General features: G+C 47.5%; 21 protein-coding genes and 1 tRNA gene. 20 read left to right on the top strand and 2 right to left on the bottom strand.

Annotated features, from left to right (window positions below):
* Positions 1-12 precede the first annotated feature (12 nt).
* The 17 genes from AOC19_RS06790 (at position 13) to nagZ (ending at position 15,440) form a co-directional block, all read left to right on the top strand.
* A complete protein-coding gene (locus tag AOC19_RS06790; protein ID WP_215375152.1) occupies positions 13-591 on the top strand; it encodes a YceD family protein in 579 nt (192 codons plus the stop codon).
* Positions 592-696: 105 nt separating this feature from the next.
* On the top strand, positions 697-876 hold the full coding sequence (gene rpmF / locus AOC19_RS06785) for a 50S ribosomal protein L32 (RefSeq protein ID WP_011902241.1): 180 nt from the start codon (positions 697-699) through the stop codon (positions 874-876).
* Positions 877-960: 84 nt separating this feature from the next.
* Complete coding sequence (plsX, locus tag AOC19_RS06780; RefSeq protein ID WP_215375149.1) at positions 961-1,971, top strand: phosphate acyltransferase PlsX; 1,011 nt, start codon at positions 961-963, stop codon at positions 1,969-1,971.
* A 2-nt stretch (positions 1,972-1,973) separates the two neighbouring features.
* Positions 1,974-2,960, top strand: a complete 987-nt coding sequence (locus AOC19_RS06775) for a beta-ketoacyl-ACP synthase III (RefSeq protein ID WP_215375146.1) — start codon at positions 1,974-1,976, stop codon at positions 2,958-2,960.
* A gap of 67 nt (positions 2,961-3,027) precedes the next feature.
* Entirely contained in the window at positions 3,028-3,963 is a 936-nt protein-coding gene (gene fabD / locus AOC19_RS06770; RefSeq protein WP_215375143.1) for an ACP S-malonyltransferase, read from the top strand.
* Between the two features lie 53 nt (positions 3,964-4,016).
* The gene (gene fabG, locus AOC19_RS06765) at positions 4,017-4,760 is read left to right on the top strand and encodes a 3-oxoacyl-ACP reductase FabG (RefSeq protein WP_015421598.1); all 744 of its coding nucleotides are present in this window, start codon (positions 4,017-4,019) and stop codon (positions 4,758-4,760) included.
* A gap of 103 nt (positions 4,761-4,863) precedes the next feature.
* Positions 4,864-5,103: an acyl carrier protein gene (gene acpP / locus AOC19_RS06760; RefSeq protein ID WP_015421596.1), complete on the top strand. Its 240-nt coding sequence runs from the start codon at positions 4,864-4,866 to the stop codon at positions 5,101-5,103.
* A 28-nt stretch (positions 5,104-5,131) separates the two neighbouring features.
* The gene (fabF, locus tag AOC19_RS06755) at positions 5,132-6,379 is read left to right on the top strand and encodes a beta-ketoacyl-ACP synthase II (protein WP_215375140.1); all 1,248 of its coding nucleotides are present in this window, start codon (positions 5,132-5,134) and stop codon (positions 6,377-6,379) included.
* Positions 6,380-6,450: 71 nt separating this feature from the next.
* Positions 6,451-7,899 carry a DegQ family serine endoprotease gene (locus tag AOC19_RS06750; RefSeq protein ID WP_215375137.1) on the top strand — a complete coding sequence of 483 codons (1,449 nt, stop codon included), beginning with the start codon at positions 6,451-6,453 and terminating at the stop codon, positions 7,897-7,899.
* 144 nt (positions 7,900-8,043) lie between these two features.
* Positions 8,044-9,849 carry a translation elongation factor 4 gene (lepA, locus tag AOC19_RS06745; protein WP_215375134.1) on the top strand — a complete coding sequence of 602 codons (1,806 nt, stop codon included), beginning with the start codon at positions 8,044-8,046 and terminating at the stop codon, positions 9,847-9,849.
* Positions 9,849-10,655 carry a signal peptidase I gene (gene lepB, locus AOC19_RS06740; protein WP_215375131.1) on the top strand — a complete coding sequence of 269 codons (807 nt, stop codon included), beginning with the start codon at positions 9,849-9,851 and terminating at the stop codon, positions 10,653-10,655. Before lepA ends, lepB begins: the two co-directional genes overlap by 1 nt.
* Before the next feature lie 4 nt (positions 10,656-10,659).
* Positions 10,660-11,451 carry a ribonuclease III gene (gene rnc, locus AOC19_RS06735; protein ID WP_215375128.1) on the top strand — a complete coding sequence of 264 codons (792 nt, stop codon included), beginning with the start codon at positions 10,660-10,662 and terminating at the stop codon, positions 11,449-11,451.
* Between the two features lie 2 nt (positions 11,452-11,453).
* The gene (era, locus tag AOC19_RS06730; protein ID WP_215375125.1) at positions 11,454-12,389 is read left to right on the top strand and encodes a GTPase Era; all 936 of its coding nucleotides are present in this window, start codon (positions 11,454-11,456) and stop codon (positions 12,387-12,389) included.
* A gap of 6 nt (positions 12,390-12,395) precedes the next feature.
* Positions 12,396-13,130, top strand: a complete 735-nt coding sequence (gene recO, locus AOC19_RS06725; protein ID WP_215375122.1) for a DNA repair protein RecO — start codon at positions 12,396-12,398, stop codon at positions 13,128-13,130.
* A 12-nt stretch (positions 13,131-13,142) separates the two neighbouring features.
* A complete protein-coding gene (gene pdxJ, locus AOC19_RS06720) occupies positions 13,143-13,898 on the top strand; it encodes a pyridoxine 5'-phosphate synthase (protein WP_215375119.1) in 756 nt (251 codons plus the stop codon).
* A gap of 16 nt (positions 13,899-13,914) precedes the next feature.
* Positions 13,915-14,307, top strand: coding sequence for a holo-ACP synthase (acpS, locus tag AOC19_RS06715; RefSeq protein WP_215375116.1), 393 nt, complete (start codon positions 13,915-13,917; stop codon positions 14,305-14,307).
* A 44-nt stretch (positions 14,308-14,351) separates the two neighbouring features.
* A complete protein-coding gene (gene nagZ / locus AOC19_RS06710; protein WP_215375113.1) occupies positions 14,352-15,440 on the top strand; it encodes a beta-N-acetylhexosaminidase in 1,089 nt (362 codons plus the stop codon).
* Between the two features lie 69 nt (positions 15,441-15,509).
* On the opposite strand, the gene efp is transcribed toward nagZ, so the two are convergent.
* Positions 15,510-16,070: an elongation factor P gene (efp, locus tag AOC19_RS06705; RefSeq protein WP_215301485.1), complete on the bottom strand. Its 561-nt coding sequence runs from the start codon at positions 16,068-16,070 to the stop codon at positions 15,510-15,512.
* Positions 16,071-16,157: 87 nt separating this feature from the next.
* Entirely contained in the window at positions 16,158-17,237 is a 1,080-nt protein-coding gene (gene earP / locus AOC19_RS06700; RefSeq protein WP_215375110.1) for an elongation factor P maturation arginine rhamnosyltransferase EarP, read from the bottom strand.
* On the opposite strand from earP, the gene uvrC reads away from it, so the two are divergent.
* From uvrC to AOC19_RS06685, 3 genes are all read left to right on the top strand, one after another.
* Entirely contained in the window at positions 17,236-19,176 is a 1,941-nt protein-coding gene (gene uvrC, locus AOC19_RS06695) for an excinuclease ABC subunit UvrC (RefSeq protein ID WP_215375107.1), read from the top strand. The two genes, earP and uvrC, sit on opposite strands and share 2 nt — an antisense overlap.
* A 36-nt stretch (positions 19,177-19,212) precedes the next feature.
* Positions 19,213-19,788 carry a CDP-diacylglycerol--glycerol-3-phosphate 3-phosphatidyltransferase gene (gene pgsA / locus AOC19_RS06690; protein WP_215375104.1) on the top strand — a complete coding sequence of 192 codons (576 nt, stop codon included), beginning with the start codon at positions 19,213-19,215 and terminating at the stop codon, positions 19,786-19,788.
* A 117-nt stretch (positions 19,789-19,905) separates the two neighbouring features.
* Positions 19,906-19,981, top strand: a tRNA-Gly gene (locus tag AOC19_RS06685).
* Positions 19,982-19,998: the final 17 nt, after the last annotated feature.

Here is a 19,998-nt window from a genome sequence, read left to right as displayed (position 1 = left end):
TAGACTGATGTCATGAATCGTAATCAAGTTTTACCTCAAGTTGAGTTATCCGCTGATCCCAAGGCTTTGAGCCGGATCGATTTTTGCGCCCCCCAATCCTATCAAGGCACTGGTTTTTTAGAGATTTCAGCCTTGCCGAGGGTAGCTGAAGAGGCTTCTAGCATTGAGCCAGGAGATGGATTTCATTGGGAGGTCAAAACCCATTTTGTAGATTCTCCAGGTTCTGATCCCCAGCAAGTGTTGGAACTGGCCGTAAAAGGTCGTATTCACTTAGTTTGTCAGAGCTGTTTACGGGATTGCGGCTTAGATTTGGCTCAAGCTAGTCGGTTTGTTCTGGTGGCCACCGAAGAGGAGGCGGACGCCTTTCCTATGGAGGATGACCAGCAGGAGCCCTTAGTGGCAAGTCAGCACTTTGACCTCCTAGGCTTAATCGAGGATGAAATCCTGCTCTCCTTGCCCTTAATTCCAAAGCATCCAGATGGTGCTTGCCAACCCCACGCATCTTCATTTGGAGAGGGCGGGGAAGCTGCAGATGCCTCTGAAAAGCCTCAGAATCCCTTTAACATATTGAAAAATATGAAGAAAAATTGATTAGACCACTTGCATTGGTGGTGGCTTTTCAAAGTTGTTTTATCAATTAATCAAGCATTTAGCTCAATTTACATGCTAGAATGTCGCCTTGCTTAGGAGTTCAATATGGCCGTCCAACAGAATAAAAAATCCCCATCCAAACGTGGCATGCACCGTGCGCACGACTTTTTGACCGCACCTGCTACGGCTGTTGAAGCCACAACTGGTGAGGCTCATTTGCGCCACCACATTTCACCAAACGGCTACTACCGTGGTCGTAAAGTTGTTAAAACAAAAAACGACTAATTCTTTAGTCTAAAAGATAGAAGCGGCTCCAATAAAAGCCGCTTTTTTCTTTGAAAAAAACCACTTGCAGCAATACTTGATTTTATGAGTGTCACTCTTGCTATCGATGCCATGGGCGGAGATCATGGGGCAGTCGTTACGGTCCCCGCTTGTTGCGATTTTCTCGAAAAACATGCCGATGTGAAGATTGCCTTGGTTGGCAATCCGGAAGTGCTCAAGCAAGCCTTGAGTAAATTTCCAAAAGCGCCAATAGAGCGCATCCAGATTATTCCCGCAAGTGAGGTTGTCTTGATGGATGATCCGATTGAGGTAGCACTGCGCCGTAAAAAAGATTCTTCGATGCGCGTTGCTATCGAGCAAGTCAAAGAAGGCTTAGCTGACGCAATCATCTCTTCAGGTAATACGGGTGCCTTGATGGCAATCTCCCGCTACATTCTCAAAACCCTTGATGGAGTAGATCGCCCTGCAATTGCCACTGCGATCCCTAATGAAAAAGGGCGCGGCACTACTATGCTGGACCTCGGTGCTAACGCAGACTGCGAGCCTATGCATCTAGTGCAGTTTGCCCAAATGGCTAACGTAATGGTTCAAGTGGTCGATGGCACACAAAACCCTTCTATCGGTCTTCTCAATATTGGTGAAGAAGTAATTAAGGGCAATGAAGTGGTGAAGCAGACGAGCGAGCTTCTACGCCAAACTAACTTGAACTTTTATGGCAACGTAGAAGGTAATGATATTTTCAAGGGCACTACGGATATCGTGGTGTGCGACGGTTTTGTTGGCAACGTCGTCCTTAAGGCAAGCGAAGGCTTGGCGAAGATGATGAGTGGCTTAATTAAAGAAGAATTTAATCGATCATGGCTTACCAAGCTCATGGCGATTTGCGCCATGGTGCCATTGTTGCGTGTACGCAAGCGCGTGGATCATCGTCGTTATAACGGCGCAGTACTTTTAGGTTTGCGCGGTTGTGTAATTAAGAGCCATGGCTCAGCAGATCGTTTTGCATTTGGTTTTGCGCTCGATAGGGCATATGAAGCAGCAAAAAATCGCATGGTAGAGCGTATCGCTCAAGCTTTTGTGGCGGAGACAAAATAATCATGAGTATCTATTCACGGATAGCAGGAACTGGGAGCTATCTCCCGGAGCAGCGTTTAAGCAATCAAGACCTCGTTGAGCGTTTAGCGAAGATTGGTCTTGAGACTAGTGATGAATGGATTGTGACTCGCAGCGGAATTTCTGCTCGTCACTTTGCCGCAGATAATCAGCTCACCAGTGACTTGGCAGTCAAAGCTGCTGAAGCTGCATTAAAAGCGGCTAACTGCACTTCAGAAGATCTTGACCTCATTATTTTGGCAACATCAACACCAGATCATTTGGGCGGCTTCCCAAGTACGGCGTGCGTAGTGCAAGACAAATTAGGCGCTCATACCAATTGCGCAGCATTTGATGTACAGGCGGTATGCGCTGGTTTCACTTATGCACTCGCTATTGCAGATGCATTTATTCGTACAGGTACTTACAAAAAAGTATTGGTTTTGGGTGCAGAAACTTTCTCTCGCATTTTGGATTTTCAAGATCGCACTACTTCTGTTTTGTTTGGCGATGGCGCTGGTGCAGTGGTTCTAGAGGCTTCTTCTGAGCCTGGCATTCTGGCAACAGCTTTGCATGCTGATGGTAGTCAACGCGACATCCTCTGTGTTCCAGGGCGCGCAAAGCAGGGTGGTGTTGAAGGAACTGCTTATTTAACTATGGATGGCCCTGCAGTATTTAAGTTGGCCGTTAAAGTGCTTGAACAAGTCGCGCATGAGGCTTTAGAAAAAGCCAATCTCAAACCAGAACAAATTGATTGGTTAGTGCCACATCAAGCCAATATTCGCATCATGGAAAGCACGGCTCGTAAGATGGGCATGTCGATGGACAATGTCATTGTGACTGTTCATGAACACGGTAATACGTCCGCTGCATCTATACCGCTTGCCTTGGATGTTGGTGTTCGTTCTGGTCAAATCCAACGAGGCCAGCACCTCTTGCTAGAGGGTGTGGGCGGTGGCTTTGCTTGGGGCGCGGCAGTCATTAAGTACTAAAGCGAAGCACTAAACAAAGCACAAAAGCTAAAAATACATTCACAACTATTATTCAGCGATTAATCCTATGACATTTGCATTTGTATTCCCTGGCCAAGGTTCCCAATCCGTTGGGATGCTCAACTCGATTGCGGATCGCCCAGAGGTACGTGCGACTTTGCAAGAAGCTTCAGAAGCTTTGGGTGAAGATGTTGCAAAACTGATTGCTGAAGGCCCTGCAGAAGCATTGTCTTTAACAACCAATACCCAGCCTGTGATGTTGACTGCTGCGATCGCGTTTTATCGCGCTTGGTTGGCTGCTGGTGGCGCTGTTCCTCAGATGATGGCTGGTCATAGCTTGGGTGAATACTCTGCCTTAGTCGCTGCCGGCGTAATCTCCTTTAAGGACGCTGTGCCTTTAGTGCGCTTTCGTGCGCAAGCTATGCAGACAGCGGTGCCGGTTGGTACTGGCGGTATGGCTGCGATCTTGGGTTTGGACGATGCGATTGTGAAGGCAGTTTGTGCTGAAGCTGCTGTAGCCTCTGGTGGTGTAGTTGAGGCAGTGAACTTCAATGCCCCAGGACAAGTCGTCATTGCGGGTGGCAGTGATGCGGTGACCAAGGCCTGTGAATTACTCAAGGCTGCTGGTGCAAAGCGCGCTTTGCCATTGCCAGTATCTGCACCATTTCATTCATCATTGCTACAGCCGGCCTCAGAAAAACTTCAAGGCTACTTAGCGGGTATTGAATTTAAGGTTCCCACTATTTCTGTAGTCAATAACGTTGATGTCAATGTGCTGAATGATCCGGCAGCGATTAAGGATGCTCTTGTGCGTCAAGCTGCTAAGCCTGTACGTTGGCAAGAGACTATCAATGCCATGGCGCAGCAGGGTATTACTCAAGTAGTGGAATGCGGTCCTGGCAAGGTATTGGCTGGACTGACTAAGCGTATTAATGAGAATGTCGTTGGCATTCCTATTTTTGATGAAGCCAGCCTTGCCGAAGCCTTGGCTACAGTAAAGTAAAGATATCAATAAGCAGCATCAAAGAAACCATCCAGAAACGACGGAAGACAAATATGAATCTCGACTTAAGCGGACAAATTGCATTGGTAACCGGCGCGTCGCGCGGTATTGGTCAAGCCATTGCGGATGAATTGGTGAAATGTGGTGCCAAGGTGATTGGTACTGCAACGTCTGAGGATGGCGCCAAAGCAATCAATGCCCGTTTGCAAGCGAGCGGCGGTCGTGGCGAAGTATTAAATGTGACAGATCCAAAGGCTTGCGAAGACATCATTGATTTGATTGTCAAAGATTTTGGCGGCATCAATATTTTGGTGAATAACGCAGGCATCACTCGCGATAACTTGGCTATGCGCATGAAAACAGATGAGTGGACCGATGTGATCGATACCAACTTAAGTGCGGTGTTCCGGTTGTCGCAGGCGGTAATGCGCCCAATGATGAAGGCGCGTGCTGGCCGCATTATTAATATCACCTCAATTGTTGGCCATATGGGCAATCCTGGACAAGCCAATTACGCTGCGGCTAAATCAGGTGTCTCCGGAATGACCCGCGCCCTGGCTCGTGAAATTGGTAGCCGTAATATCACCGTCAATTGTGTAGCCCCTGGCTTTATTGATACTGATATGACCCGTGCCTTGAGCGAAGAGCAGCAAAATAGCCTAAAAGCGAATATTCCCTTGGCTCGCCTAGGCAGCCCGGAAGATGTCGCTCAGGCAGTGGCGTTTTTAGCCTCTCCAGCAGCTGGATACATCACTGGGAACACCTTGCACGTCAATGGTGGCCTCTATTTAGCCTAAAAATAAAGCAGAAATTTGATCATTTTTTGGCGGATTTACTAATTTAGCCCGTCAAGCTGATAAAATCCTTTTCATCGTTTTTTTACAACCCTTGGGGGAATTAATGGATAACATCGAACAACGCGTTAAGAAGATCGTCGCTGAGCAATTGGGCGTCGCAGAAGCAGATATCAAAAATGAATCTTCTTTTGTGAACGACTTGGGCGCAGACTCTCTTGACACTGTTGAATTGGTAATGGCTTTGGAAGACGAATTCGGGATTGAAATTCCGGATGAAGAAGCTGAAAAAATTACTACTGTTCAGCTCGCTATCGATTTTGCTCAGTCAAAAGCTCAGGGTTAATTCCCTAGCTTAGTCAAAAGCTAATACTGTGTCAGCATCAAATGGCCGTCGCCGGGTTGTTGTTACCGGCTTAGGCCTGATTTCACCAGTTGGTAACTCGGTTGATGTAGCTTGGTCTAATTTGCTCGCGGGCAAATCAGGCATTGCTACCATCACGAAGTTTGACCACACTCCGCTGAGCGTGCATTTCGCCGGTGAGGTGAAAGATTTCAATGTGGAAGAATATGTTTCTGCCAAAGAGGCGCGCCATATGGATACCTTTATCCATTACGGCATCGCTGCTGGTACGCAAGCTATTCGCGATAGCGGTCTGCAAGTAACAGAAGAGAACGCCGAGCGCATTGGCGTGATGGTTGGTTCGGGTATTGGTGGTTTGCCAATGATTGAAGAAACCGGCGCTGAGTTGCTAGCTCGCGGTCCTCGCCGTATCTCCCCATTCTTTGTGCCAGGCTCAATCATTAATATGATTTCTGGCCACCTCAGCATCTTGTTTGGCCTTAAAGGTCCAAACGTCGCTGCAGTAACAGCTTGTACTACTGGGTTGCACAGTATTGGATTGGCAGCGCGCCTAATTCAGTATGGCGATGCCGATGTGATGGTTGCTGGCGGCGCTGAATCCACCATCTCCGCATTGGGCGTTGGTGGCTTTGCCTCAGCTCGTGCACTCTCGACTCGTAACGATGACCCGGCTACAGCTTCACGTCCATGGGATAGAGACCGTGACGGTTTCGTTCTAGGTGAGGGTGCTGGCGTGATTGTCTTAGAAGAGTATGAGCATGCTAAGGCGCGCGGTGCAAAAATCTACTGTGAGCTCTTGGGCTTCGGTATGAGTGGTGATGCATATCACATGACTGCCCCAAATATGGATGGTCCACGTCGTTGCATGGTGAATGCGATGCGCGATGCCGGCTTAAACGCCGATCAGATTCAATACATTAATGCGCATGGTACGTCGACACCTTTGGGTGATAAGAACGAAACTGGCGCTATCAAGGCTGCTCTTGGCGATCATGCCAAGAAGACTTTGATTAACTCCACGAAGTCGATGACTGGCCACCTTTTAGGCGGTGCTGGCGGCTTGGAGTCTGTCTTTACTATTCTGGCCCTACATAACCAGAAATCTCCACCAACAATCAACATCTTCAATCAAGATCCAGAGTGTGATTTGGACTACTGCGCCAATACTGCTCGCGACGTGAAGATCGACCACGCCGTCAAAAACAACTTTGGCTTTGGGGGTACTAACGGTACCTTGATTTTTGGCAAACTGACCTAATATCCTAATTAGGTTGTTTCACTCCTTCGTTTCTTTAATTATTGGTTTTTACCAAGCAGGTCTATAGCATTATGAAAAAGTATCTTATTGCGCTCGTAGCTATTCTTAGCTTGGGGCAAATTGCGTTTATTCCACAGGCCTATGCTCAGAGTCCACGCGTCTCTATTCCTGATTTTGCTGATTTAGTTGAGCGAGCTAGTCCAGCTGTAGTCAATATTCGCACCACTGAAAAAGTGATGCAGCAGCAATCTCAGGGTGGCTTTCCAGGCATGCCAGAGGATCAAGCTGAATTCTTTCGTCGCTTCTTCGGCGTACCTATTCCAGGTTTGCCTGGGGGACCCAAACAAGCTCAACCTAATCCCGGCAAGCCACAAGAGGCGGATCGTGGGGTAGGTTCTGGTTTCATTATTGAATCCAATGGTTTGATATTGACTAATGCCCACGTAGTCGAGGGCGCCAATACGATCTATGTCACCTTGACCGACAAGCGTGAGTACAAAGCTAAGTTATTAGGCATGGATAAACGCACTGATGTGGCGGTTGTCAAAATCGACGCGCGTGATTTGCCAAGATTGTCTCTGGGCGACTCCTCTCGTGTGAGAGTGGGAGAGTGGGTATTGGCGATTGGCTCCCCATTCGGCTTAGAAAATACCGTGACCGCGGGCATTGTGTCTGCCAAGAGTCGTGATACTGGCGACTACCTGCCTTTTATTCAGACTGACGTCGCAGTTAACCCCGGAAACTCTGGCGGTCCTTTATTGAATACCGCCGGACAAGTCATTGGTATTAACTCGCAAATCTTTAGTCGCTCTGGTGGATACATGGGTATCTCTTTTGCCATTCCAATTGATGAAGCGATGCGTGTTGCAGAGCAACTGCGTACCAATGGAAAAATGACTCGTGGTCGGATTGGGGTTGCTTTAGGTGAAATGACCAAAGAAATTGCCGAGAGCCTTGGACTTGGTAAGCCTCGTGGCGCCTATGTTCGCAATGTTGAACCAGGTGGACCAGCAGCAGCGGGTGGCATTGAGTCTGGTGACGTGATTCTCAGTTTCAATGGCCGTGATATTGGCAAATCCACCGATCTGCCCCGAGCTGTTGGTGATACCAAGCCAGGCACCAGTGCCAGCGTACAGGTTTGGCGCAAAGGATCCACCAGGGACTTGATGGTTTCCGTAGTGGATACCGAAGCCGGTCAAGCTGCCGTGAAGAAATCGGATAACTCGGGTTCATCAGGCGGAAATGCCAATTCTCTTGGGGTGGCAGTCTCTGAGCCCTCCGATAGCAAGAGGAAGGAGCTCAATATCCGTGGTGGCGTTGAGGTTACTGGTCTAGGAGATGGCCCCTTGGCACGTGCAGGGGTTCGTCCTGGGGACGTCATTATTCGGATTGCAGATGCGGATATCACCAGCGTAAAGCAGTTTGAGAGCTTGGTGAAGGGTTTGGACTCCAATAAGTCGGTCCCGGTTTTCGTCCGTCGAGCCGACAGCACCATGGTTATTCCTGTCAGGCCAAAATAAGCCAAAAGCAGGGTTTTTAGATGAAATAAACGGGTTTGGCGCTATTTTGGCGCCACCCATTACAATCTCTCTAAGACGGCTTTTTGCAGCGCATCATTGTGGTGCGCTCTGACAAGGCGTTTTTTGAAGACCACATAAGACGCTATGGATTTAATCCGCAATTTTTCTATCATCGCCCACATTGATCACGGCAAATCAACGCTTGCTGATCGCATTATTCAACTCTGTGGCGGTCTCTCTGATCGTGAAATGGAAGCTCAGGTTCTAGATTCGATGGATATCGAACGTGAGCGCGGCATCACTATTAAGGCCCAAACAGCGGCGCTGACTTATAAGTCTAAGGACGGTAAAACCTACAACATCAATTTGATTGACACGCCGGGACACGTCGACTTTTCCTATGAGGTGAGTCGTTCACTCTCAGCGTGTGAAGGCGCATTATTAGTGGTCGATGCCAGCCAAGGTGTTGAGGCACAAACGGTGGCTAACTGCTACATGGCGCTAGAGTTGGGTGTTGAAGTAGTCCCAGTTCTGAATAAGATTGACTTGCCCCAGGCCGATCCTGATCGCGCTAAAAAAGAAATTGAAGATGTGATTGGTATTGACGCATCGGAAGCGGTGACTTGTTCAGCTAAAACGGGGTTAGGTGTGCAGGATGTCATTGAAGAAATGATTGCTCGCGTACCACCCCCTAAAGGCAATGCAGCGGATCCACTTCAAGCTTTAATCATTGATTCTTGGTTTGATAATTACGTTGGTGTGGTGATGTTGGTGCGTGTCGTGAATGGCACCCTCAAGCCAAAAGAAAAAATTACCTTGATGTCCAATGGTTCAACCCACCTAGTGGAGCATGTGGGTGTATTTAGTCCAAAGTCTGTAGACCGCCCAGAGTTGTCTGCTGGCCAAGTGGGCTTCGTCATTGCTGGTATTAAGGAATTAAAAGCTGCCAAGGTAGGTGATACCGTCACACATACCACTGGGCAACAAGGTCGAGTACCTGCGAGTGAACCGCTGCCTGGCTTTAAAGAAGTAAAACCCCAAGTCTTTGCGGGTCTGTATCCAGTAGAGTCCAGCGAATACGATCAACTTCGTGAATCTTTAGAGAAGTTGCAGCTAAATGATGCCTCACTCTTGTATGAGCCTGAGGTTTCCCAAGCACTGGGTTTTGGATTCCGTTGTGGCTTCTTGGGCTTGCTCCATATGGAGATTGTGCAAGAGCGTTTAGAGCGTCAGTACGGCATGAATCTCATCACTACCGCACCAACGGTGGTGTATCAAGTGGAGCAATCTGATGGCACTATCTTATCGGTAGATAACCCATCAAAGATGCCTGAGGCTAGCAAGATCAATACGATTCTTGAGCCTATTGTGACGGTCAATCTGTACATGCCACAAGAGTATGTGGGAGCGATCATTACCCTGTGCGTTGGTAAGCGCGGTATTCAGATGGATATGAATTACCTCGGTCGCCAAGTAAAGCTCACCTATGAGCTACCTATGGCTGAGATTGTTCTCGATTTCTTCGACAAGATGAAGTCGATCTCCCGTGGCTATGCATCGATGGATTACGAGTTCAAAGAATATCGTCCGGCAGATGTAGTGAAAGTCGACATCCTGATTAATAGCGAGCGTGTGGATGCGCTGTCGGTGATTGTTCACCGCAGTAACAGTCAACATCGCGGGCGCGAAGTGGTTGCTAAGATGCGCGGCATCATTCCGCGTCAAATGTTTGATGTGGCTATTCAGGCGGCAATTGGTAGCAATATTGTTGCCCGTGAAAACGTGAAAGCCTTGCGTAAGAACGTATTGGCAAAATGCTATGGTGGCGACATCTCTCGTAAGCGCAAATTATTAGAGAAGCAAAAAGAAGGTAAGAAGCGCATGAAGCAGGTAGGTAACGTGGAGATTCCACAAGAAGCCTTCTTAGCCATTTTGCAGGTAGACGACTAATGAACTTTGCACTCATCCTATTTATCTTGGTAGTAGTTTCGGGCGTTGCCTGGATTGCTGATCGCTACTACTTTGCTCCGCAAAGACGTATGGTTGGTATCGACCGTATGCCTTTATGGTTGGAATACACGGCTGGTTTCTTCCCAGTCATTTGTGCGGTGTTTGTATTGCGCTCTTTTATTGTGGAGCCATTCAAAATTCCATCGGGCTCCATGATTCCGACTCTGCAGATTGGCGACTTTATTCTGGTGAATAAATTTACCTACGGTATTCGTTTGCCGGTGATTAATCAGAAAGTGGTTGATCTGGGTTCCCCAAAACGTGGCGATGTCGTGGTATTCCGCTATCCCCGCGATGAATCCATTGATTACATTAAGCGCGTCGTGGCTTTGCCAGGCGACACTATTACCTATCAAGACAAGCGTTTAACAGTGAATGGTCAGCCATTGCAATACAGTGGTGGTGAGTCTTATCTTGATCCAGAAAATATGCGTTATGCCAAGCGCTTTGCAGAATCATTTCCTGCGGACTTGGGTGGCAACAAGCATGAGATTCTGAACGATCCTGATCGTCCTGCTGGCATGTTTCCTGCAGAGCGTTTCCCTGGATTTGAAAACTGCCAGTACATTTATGCCGGTCTGACTTGTACGGTCCCAGCAGGGCATTACTTTGCCATGGGTGATAACCGTGATAACAGTGCTGATTCTCGTTACTGGGGATTTGTGCCAGATAAAAATATTGTCGGTAGAGCATTCTTTGTTTGGTTGAATCTCGGAAATCTTGGCCGTATTGGCGGCTTCGAATAAGACTATGAACGCCCGCGCCGTCATTGAAACTGCACCGCTGCAAGCGCAACTGGGCTACACATTTAAAAAACTAGAGTTACTGAATCAAGCTCTTACGCATCGCAGTCACAGCAAGAAAAATAATGAGCGCTTGGAGTTTTTAGGTGACTCGATCCTCAATTGTGTCGTCGCTGAAATGCTCTATGAGCGTTATTCCGATTTAGATGAAGGTGATCTTTCTCGCGTACGGGCCAACTTAGTTAAGCAACAAGCGCTCTATGAGATTGCTCAAACCCTATCGCTATCAGACTATCTGCGCTTAGGTGAGGGTGAGTTAAAGAGTGGCGGCTTCCGTCGCCCATCCATCCTTGCTGACACACTTGAAGCAGTCACTGGTGCCATATTCTTGGATGGCGGATTTGATGCTGCCAAGAACTGCTTGCGCAAACTGTATTCCATCATTCTGGCTAATGTTGACCCAAAAACTTTGGGTAAGGATGACAAAACTTTATTGCAAGAATGTTTGCAAAGCTATCAGTTACCGTTGCCTACTTATAACGTCACTGGGACTAGCGGTGCAGCTCATAATCAGCAATTCGAGGTAGAGTGTTTAATACCTAATCTCAAGGTTGCAGTTAAGGGTGAGGGCGCGTCGCGACGTGCGGCTGAGCAAGCGGCAGCTAAGCTAGCCCTGGTATCAGCCCTGAAAGCTTTGCCACAAGCGCTAGGTAAACCTAAAAAGACTCGGTCAGCGAAAAAGAAGGCAGCGAAAAAAGTAGCAACCGAAGAGCAGTTAAATCTTAAGCTGAAGGGCTAATCGTGTTTAGATGCGGCACTATCGCCATTGTTGGCCGTCCCAATATGGGCAAATCAACCCTCTTGAATGCCTTGGTTGGTCAGAAGATCAGTATTACATCCCGTAAAGCACAAACCACGCGGCACCGTATTTTAGGTATTCAGAATCGCGAAGAGACGCAGTTCATCTTCATCGATACGCCGGGCTTTCAAACTCGTTTGATGAATACCCTGAATAAGGCCTTGAACCGCACGGTCACTACGGCTTTGCAAGATGTGAATGTGGCTTGCTTTGTGGTTGAAGCAGGCTACTTTGGCGAAGATGACAAGAAAGTTTTGAAGTTACTGCCAGATGATTTACCCATTGTCTTGGTTTTAAATAAATTAGATCTATTTAATAGTCGCTTTCAGACTCCTTCTGAGCGGGATCAGGCGCTACTGAACTTTATTAAAGAGATGGCTCGCCCTTGGTGTGAATTGGGCGGTCACGAAGATCAGAAGTCTGAGTTCGCTGAAATCGTGCCGATGAGTGCTAAGAGTCCTGGGGATGTTGAAAGATTGTTAGACGTACTCGAAGGCTACTTACCTGAGGCACCAGCGGTCTACGATGGCGATACCATTACTGATCGCAGTGAGCGTTTCTTGGCAGCTGAGATCCTGCGCGAGAAGGTCTTCCGCTTTACCGGGGAAGAGTTGCCTTACACCAGCACAGTAGTGATTGATCAGTTCAAGATGGACGGCAAAATGCGCCGTATCGCAGCAACCATTTTGGTTGATCGCGATAGCCACAAGGCGATGATTATTGGTGCCAAGGGTGAGCGACTCAAGAAGATTTCTACCGATGCCCGCATTGATATGGAAAAGCTCTTTGATGGAAAGGTCTTCTTGGAGACTTGGGTTAAGGTCAAACGTGGCTGGGCAGATGATCGCGCTGAATTACGGGCGCAGGGTCTAGAGTAATTATTCATGGCCTCCATTCGTGTTGCTGACGAACCCGCTTTTGTATTGCACAGCATTCCCTACAAGGAAACTAGCTTAATTCTGGATGTGTTTACACGTCAGCATGGTCGCATGGCCTTGATTGCCAAGGGTGCCAAGCGCCCACACTCAGTATTGCGTCCAGTCTTACAGCGCTTTCAGCCTCTATTGGTTTCTTGGAGCGGGAAGTCTGAGTTACGAACTTTAACGAAGTCCGAGTGGGTTGGCGGTACTCCTTCCTTAGTTGGCGACGCCTTACTCTGTGGGTTTTATCTCAATGAGTTGTTAGTCAAGTTTCTGGCGCGTGAAGACGACTATGAAAGACTCTACGACCATTACACCGATACGATCTCCGCTTTATCGAATCTTGAATTTGAATCCAAAGGCTTAGAAGAAATTCTGCGTCCTTTCGAGTTAACACTCTTGCAGGAAACGGGTTATGCAGCAGCGCTGGATCGCTGTGTCGAAACTAATAGCACTCCTATTTCCAATGAGCAATATGTATATCAACCAGAGCGTGGCGTAAGGCCTGCTCAAGGCGATGATCCAGGCCACTGGCCAGTCTTAAGTGGAAAATCATTGCTAGCTATTGCAGCGGGCGACTTTTCTGATCAAGAGACGCTTTCTGAGAGCAAGCAGTTGATGCGTTTCTTATTGGGTCTACACCTTCAGGATCAAGTGCTCACTACCCGCCAAATTTTGATTGATCTCAAGAAAATCTAGTAAGCTACAAATATGAGCGACTCCAATACTCTTGAGCTTGGCATCAATATCGATCACGTCGCTACTTTACGTAATGCGCGTGGCACGGTTTATCCAGATCCTTTAAAAGCTGCCCATTTAGCTGAAGAGGCTGGCGCTGATTTAATTACCCTGCATTTACGCGAAGATCGCCGCCATATTAAAGATGCGGATTTGATGGCTTTGCGTCCTTTGATTCAGACGCGTATGAATTTGGAGTGCGCCGTAACACCAGAGATGATCAACATCGCCTGTCGAGTTCAGCCGCATGATGTTTGCCTGGTTCCTGAAAAGCGCGAAGAAGTCACTACTGAAGGCGGCTTGGATGTGCTGGGTCACTTTGATGCAGTCAAAGCAGCCACTACACAGTTAAAAGCTGCAGGCATCAGGGTCTCACTTTTTATTGATCCAGAAGAAAAGCAAATTCAGGCTGCCAAAGATGTTGGCGCAACAGTAGTCGAATTGCATACCGGTCGATACGCAGATCTAGCTGGTGATCAACAGAAGCAAGAGCTTGAGCGCATCAGAAAAGCCGCTCAGTTTGGCAGAAGTATTGGACTACGTGTTAATGCAGGCCATGGTTTGCATGAGGGTAATGTGATGCCGGTAGCAGCTATTGCTGAGCTCTCTGAGCTGAATATTGGTCATGCTATTGTTGCTGAAGCCCTCTTTAAGGGTTGGCAAAAAGCAATCACGGACATGAAAGCTCTGATGGATCAGGGTAGGGCTAACGCTTCCAAATCAGAATAAGCTTAGTAATATAAAAATGATCATCGGTATTGGCACAGACATCCTGCAAATCGAGCGGCTTCAAGCTGCTTACGATCGTACTCACGGTCGATTAGCTGAAAAAATTCTGGGACCAGATGAGATGGCGGTGTTCAAGCATCGCTTAGCCAGAAATCACAAGCGGGGCATTGCTTTCTTGGCAACGCGCTTTGCTGCAAAAGAAGCATTCTCTAAAGCAATTGGTCTTGGCATGAGAATGCCAATGACTTGGAGGTCCCTCCAGACCCTGAATGAACCTAGTGGAAAGCCGGTGACATCTTATCTTGGTGCGTTAGCGGTATTCATGAAAGAGAAAAACTGGGAAGCTCAAGTGACTGTAAGTGACGAGCAAGACATGGCAATAGCTCATGTCATCGTAGTTCAAAAATAAACAAGCATCAAAAATAGATAAAACTAAAAAATTTCGAGGAATACATGAGTAAGTCGACTATGAAACCAGGCCCAGTTACTTTAGATGTTGTTGGTCTTGAGTTAAATGCCGAAGATCGCCGTCGCATCTTGCATCCACTGACTGGTGGCGTGATTTTATTTGGTAGAAATTTTGCCAATCGTAAGCAACTTACCAAACTAACTGCAGAAATTAAAAAACTCCGTTCTGACGTATTAATCTCGATTGATCATGAGGGTGGCCGTGTGCAGCGCTGTAGGACTGACGGCTTTACCCATTTACCTGCTATGCGTAAGCTTGGTGAACTCTGGGGATCCAAAAATAAATCAACGGATAAATCAAAACATCCCGCAGAATCGGCTGCGATTGCAATGGCAGCAGCTACTGCCTGTGGATATGTTTTGGCTGCCGAATTGCGTGCTTGTGGTGTGGACTTTAGCTTTACTCCAGTCCTAGATCTTGATTTTGGTCGCAGCGGTGTAATTGGAGATCGCGCATTTAGTCGTGATCCACAAATTACTTTTGCATTAGCCAAGAGCTTGAATGAAGGTTTACGTCTTGCCGGTATGGCCAACTGCGGTAAGCACTTCCCAGGCCATGGCTGGGCAGAAGCGGATTCTCATGTGGCCATTCCGGTGGATGAGCGTCCTTTGAAACAAATTCTGAATGACGACGCTAAGCCTTATGAATGGTTGGATCTGAGTCTAACTGCAGTAATGCCAGCCCATGTGATTTATCCGAAAGTAGATAAGAACCCAGCAGGCTTTTCTAAAGTTTGGTTACATTCCATTTTGCGTCAAGAGCTGGGCTTTGAAGGCGTAATTTTTAGTGATGACCTCTCGATGGAGGGTGCGAGCGTTGCCGGTTCTGTAGTGAAGGGCGCAGATATGGCACTTGAGGCTGGATGTGATGCGGTGTTAATTTGTAATCGCCCGGACCTTGCAGATCAATTGCTTAGTCAGTTGAAAGTCTCAAAAGCAAAACAAGCGGAGTCTGCCATTCGATTAAATCGCTTGATGCCAACCTCCACGGCTCCAGCTTGGGATGCGTTGCAGTCTGAGGCGCAATACCAGCATGCCAAAGGCTTGCTCCAGCAGCTAAAGCTCATTGCCTAGGTGATAAGTAAAAACTTTCAGTAATAAAAAAGCCCGGCATGCCGGGCTTTTTGCTATCGAGCGAGCTAATTAGTTAGCGCGACTACGATATTCACCAGTACGAGTATCGATCTCGATCTTGTCACCAGTGTTGCAGAACAATGGAACTTGCAATTCATAGCCAGTAGCTAGTTTTGCAGTCTTCAATACTTTGCCTGAGCTGGTATCCCCTTTAACTGCTGGCTCTGTATAAATGATTTCACGAACTAAAGAGTTTGGCATTGCTACTGAGAGTGCTTTACCTTCGTAGAACACTACTTCACAAGGCATGCTTTCTTCGAGGTAGTTCAATGCATCGCCCATGAATTCAGCTTCAACTTCATATTGGTTGTAGTCGCCGTCCATAAATACATACATTGGATCTGCGAAGTAAGAGTAGGTGCAGTCTTTCTTGTCGAGGATCACTACATCGAATTTGTCATCAGCTTTGTAAACACCTTCGTTAGGTGCGCCGGTTAACAAGTTCTTAAATTTCATTTTTACAACTGAAGAGTTGCGGCCTGAGCGGCTGTATTCCGCTTTTAAAACGACCATGGCATCGGTGCCGATCATTACTACGTTACCAACGCGGAGTTCTTGTGCTGTTTTCATCTTGCTATTCCTGGGTGCAGAGCTGATTTTCTGCGGTTTTTATCAAAAACAAGATTGTAACCGCCCGCAGGTGGATTTCGCACAAGATCAGGCTACAAAGCCCATTAGACGGGCAGCCAGGCCACCATCAGCTTGTTTTTCAAGTAAATCTGCTCGCCAAGCCTTGGAATGGGCGCTCCATTCATTGATAGATTGATACCACTCGCTAGGCATTGCCCAAGTCATGGCGGCTATGACGGCATGTTTAAGCTCTTGCGATGCATTTTCAAGATAGAGGTCTAAAAAGGCGGCTAACTTAGTTTTATGGGCGCCATCTTCTTGGGGGTAAATATGCCAAATGAAGGGCTTTCCAGCGAGTTGAGCTCGGACGAAAGAATCTTCGCCTCGAACGATATTGAAATCGCATTGAGAAAGGACCCAGTCGTATTCATCTTGAGAAACAAATGGAATAGAGATCAACTGAATAGAGTCGGGCAAAGTAAGTGGCTGGGTAGGGTGAGTGGAGCTGAATTGCAATTGTTCACGTTGACCATGTGTCAACACGATGTCGAAGTCCTCATCTAATGTCGATAGATCTTCCAGCCATTTCAGTAGCGGTACACCCGGGTAGCAAAAAACACTGATACGTTTGGTATTGGGTCGCAAGAGTTTCCAGCTAGTCTTTAGACTCTCCGGAATGCATTGCTCAGTGAGTGACGAGTCCCTAGGGATTGGATCAATCAAGATGCCGCCCGCATTTTCCTGGAAGCCTGGGAAGAAGAAGTACTTTGGAATGCCGTGTGCCTGTGGGGAGGCTTTCTGATGAAAGTCCACAATCCAAGGTTCTGCGCTTAAGTACTCTAGGTTCAGGATGATGGGTTTTTTGGAGGCAATGAGTAGGCCTGCTAGGTAGCGCTCGGGGAGGTCACACCCAAATGCCTCAATCACCACGTCAGGCGTTTCTACTGGATGACGGCTATTGTGATGGCTTGCTTCCCAGGGTTGAATGTCGATACGGCGCTTGATTTCTGGATCAACACCAGAAGCGAGTAAATTAAGGGTTGGTAGATCGTCGCAGAAAATGCGCACGTCTTGGCCGTGAAGGCTTGTTAAGCTTCTTGCTAGACGCCAGCAAACACCGGCATCACCATAGTTGTCTACGATTTGACAGAAAATATCCCAACGCATGAGCAATTCGCTTTTTGAAACCCTTCAGCAGGATGTTAAACGGCTACCCGGATTGCCGGGGGTGTATCGCTTCTTTGATGAGGCGGGACATATTCTGTATGTCGGTAAAGCGCGCAACCTCAAAAAGCGTGTATCTAGTTACTTCCAACGAACCCAGCTTTCACCACGAATAGAGCTGATGGTGGGAAAAATTGCTCGCTACGAAACTACAGTAACACGCTCAGAAACCGAAGCCTTAATTCTAGAGAACAATCTCATTAAGGAGTTGGCCCCTCCATTCAACATTCTCTTTAGAGATGATAAGTCTTATCCCTATGTCATGTTGACAGGTCACCAGTTTCCTCGCTTGGCCTCCTATCGTGGCAAAACGGATAAGCGCAATCACTACTTTGGCCCATTCCCAAATTCATGGGCGGTGCGCAATAGCGTGCAGATTTTGCAGAAAGTGTTTCGCTTGAGAACCTGCGAGGACTCTGTATTTAAAAACCGCAGTCGACCATGCTTATTGCATCAAATTCATCGCTGTAGTGCGCCTTGCGTTGGTCGTCTGAACGCAGAGCAATATGGGCAGGATGTAGCTCAAGCAACCCGTTTTTTAGAAGGCGACCATAGTCGCGTGCTGTCTGAGCTTGAAAAGAAAATGCATGCTTATAGCGATGCTATGGAGTTTGAAATGGCTGCAGTGCTGAGGGATCGTATTGCGGATCTTTCGAGCGTCCTGCAACAGCAATCCATGGATACCGTCGCTGATGGTGAAGGTGATGTCGATGTGATTGCTGTAGCCCAAATGGAAGGTGTAGTTTGCGTCAATTTGGCAATGATTCGTGGAGGTCGCCATTTGGGAGATCGTGCTTACTTCCCTAAGGGCCTGCGCTCTAGTTCAGGGGAGCTGCCACCACCTGCAGAAATTCTCGAGGCCTTTATTGCTCAGCATTATCTGGAGGAGAAGTCAGGCGATGGTGAAGCGACGACTAATTTAATTCCACCCGTATTGATTCTGAACCACCCCCTGAGAAAGCTGGTTGATGATATTGCGGCACCGGAAGAAAGTACTGACGATGTTTCCGGGCAAACAGCTCCGGAAGGTTTACACGATTTATTGAACGCACAAGCTGGTAAGCGCATTACCTTCCTGCATCAGCCACAAGGTCAGAGACGGCATTGGTTGGGTATGGCTGAGGGTAATGCCAAGATTGCGATAGCGAAGCGTTTGGTAGAGACAGGTGGTCAATTGGCGAGAGCCCGAGCATTAGCTGATGTCCTGGCGTTGGAATTAGAAAGTCTTGAGCAACTACGTATTGAATGTTTTGATATTAGCCATACTTCTGGAGAGGCTACTCAAGCGTCTTGTGTGGTGTATTCCAAAAACGCAATGCAGCCTAGCGAATATCGCCGTTTCAATATCAACGACATTACCCCAGGTGATGACTACGCAGCCATGCGTCAGGTCTTGCAACGCCGTTATGCGAACTTTCAAGAACTCCCTGTTGAGAAGATGCCGCAAGTCATATTGATCGACGGTGGTAAAGGTCAAGTTGAAATGGCAAGACAAGTCCTTTCTGAATTCGGTATGGATATTGGATTGATCGTTGGTGTTGCCAAAGGCGAGGGTCGTAAGGTAGGTCTTGAGACACTTATCTTTGCAGATGGACGTAGATCGCTCGAGCTGGGTATTGATAGTGCCGCTTTGCTGTTGGTAGCGCAAATCCGTGATGAAGCGCATCGCTTTGCTATCACCGGCATGCGGGCTAAACGAGCAAAAGCTAGAGCAGTTTCTCAGTTAGAGGAGATCGAGGGGATAGGGGCTAAGCGACGCCAAAAATTACTCGCCCGTTTTGGGGGTTTGCGGGGTGTTTCTAACGCCACGATTGAAGAGCTTTCTAGTGTTGAGGGAATTTCCACTGCACTGGCCGAGCAAATCTATAAGCAACTCCATTGATTTCCCAGTGCGCTCACATTGGTTTATGCTTGTGCCATGCCTTTTAATTTGCCCATTGCCCTGACTTGGTTGCGCGTAGCCGCAATTCCGCTCGTGGTTGCAGTGTTCTATTTGCCTGGTAGCTGGCTGACTCCTTTCGACAAAAACCTCACTGCTACCGTGATTTTTGTTTTTGCGGCAGTAACTGATTGGTTGGATGGTTTCTTGGCTCGCAAGATGAAACAAGAATCAGCATTCGGTCAATTCTTAGACCCCGTGGCAGATAAATTAATCGTAGCTGCTTCATTGCTTGTTTTGCTCAATATGGATCGCGTCCAAGTCTGGGTGGCCCTCATCATTATTGGTCGTGAAATTACCATCTCGGCATTAAGGGAGTGGATGGCGCTATTGGGTGCTGGAAAAAGCGTTGCCGTGCACATGGTTGGTAAGTTAAAAACCACTGCTCAACTCGTAGCGATTCCATTTTTATTGTTAAACGACACCTTATTTGGTTGGTTGAATTGTGCACAAGTTGGCACTTGGTTGATTTGGATTGCATGCTTTTTGACGCTTTGGTCCATGTTCTATTACATGAAAAAGGCTTTGCCTCAGCTAGTTGATAAGGCTGAATAAAGTCCACAAACCCATAGCTGATAAGGGTTTGATCGAAACGTCAGTCTTATTAGTTTTTAGGCTTACTGACAAATAATGCGTTCTCTTAAATTGTTTGTTAAACTACTGCCCTGTTATGCGGGAATAGCTCAGCTGGTAGAGCGATACCTTGCCAAGGTATAGGTCGGGAGTTCGAACCTCCTTTCCCGCTCCAAGTTCGATGGGAAGCCC

The sequence above is a fragment of the Polynucleobacter asymbioticus genome (assembly GCF_018687575.1).
Lineage (GTDB): Bacteria > Pseudomonadota > Gammaproteobacteria > Burkholderiales > Burkholderiaceae > Polynucleobacter > Polynucleobacter asymbioticus_C.
The sequence above is the reverse complement of the archived record's forward strand: the minus strand, read 5'-3'. Positions and strand labels throughout refer to the sequence as shown.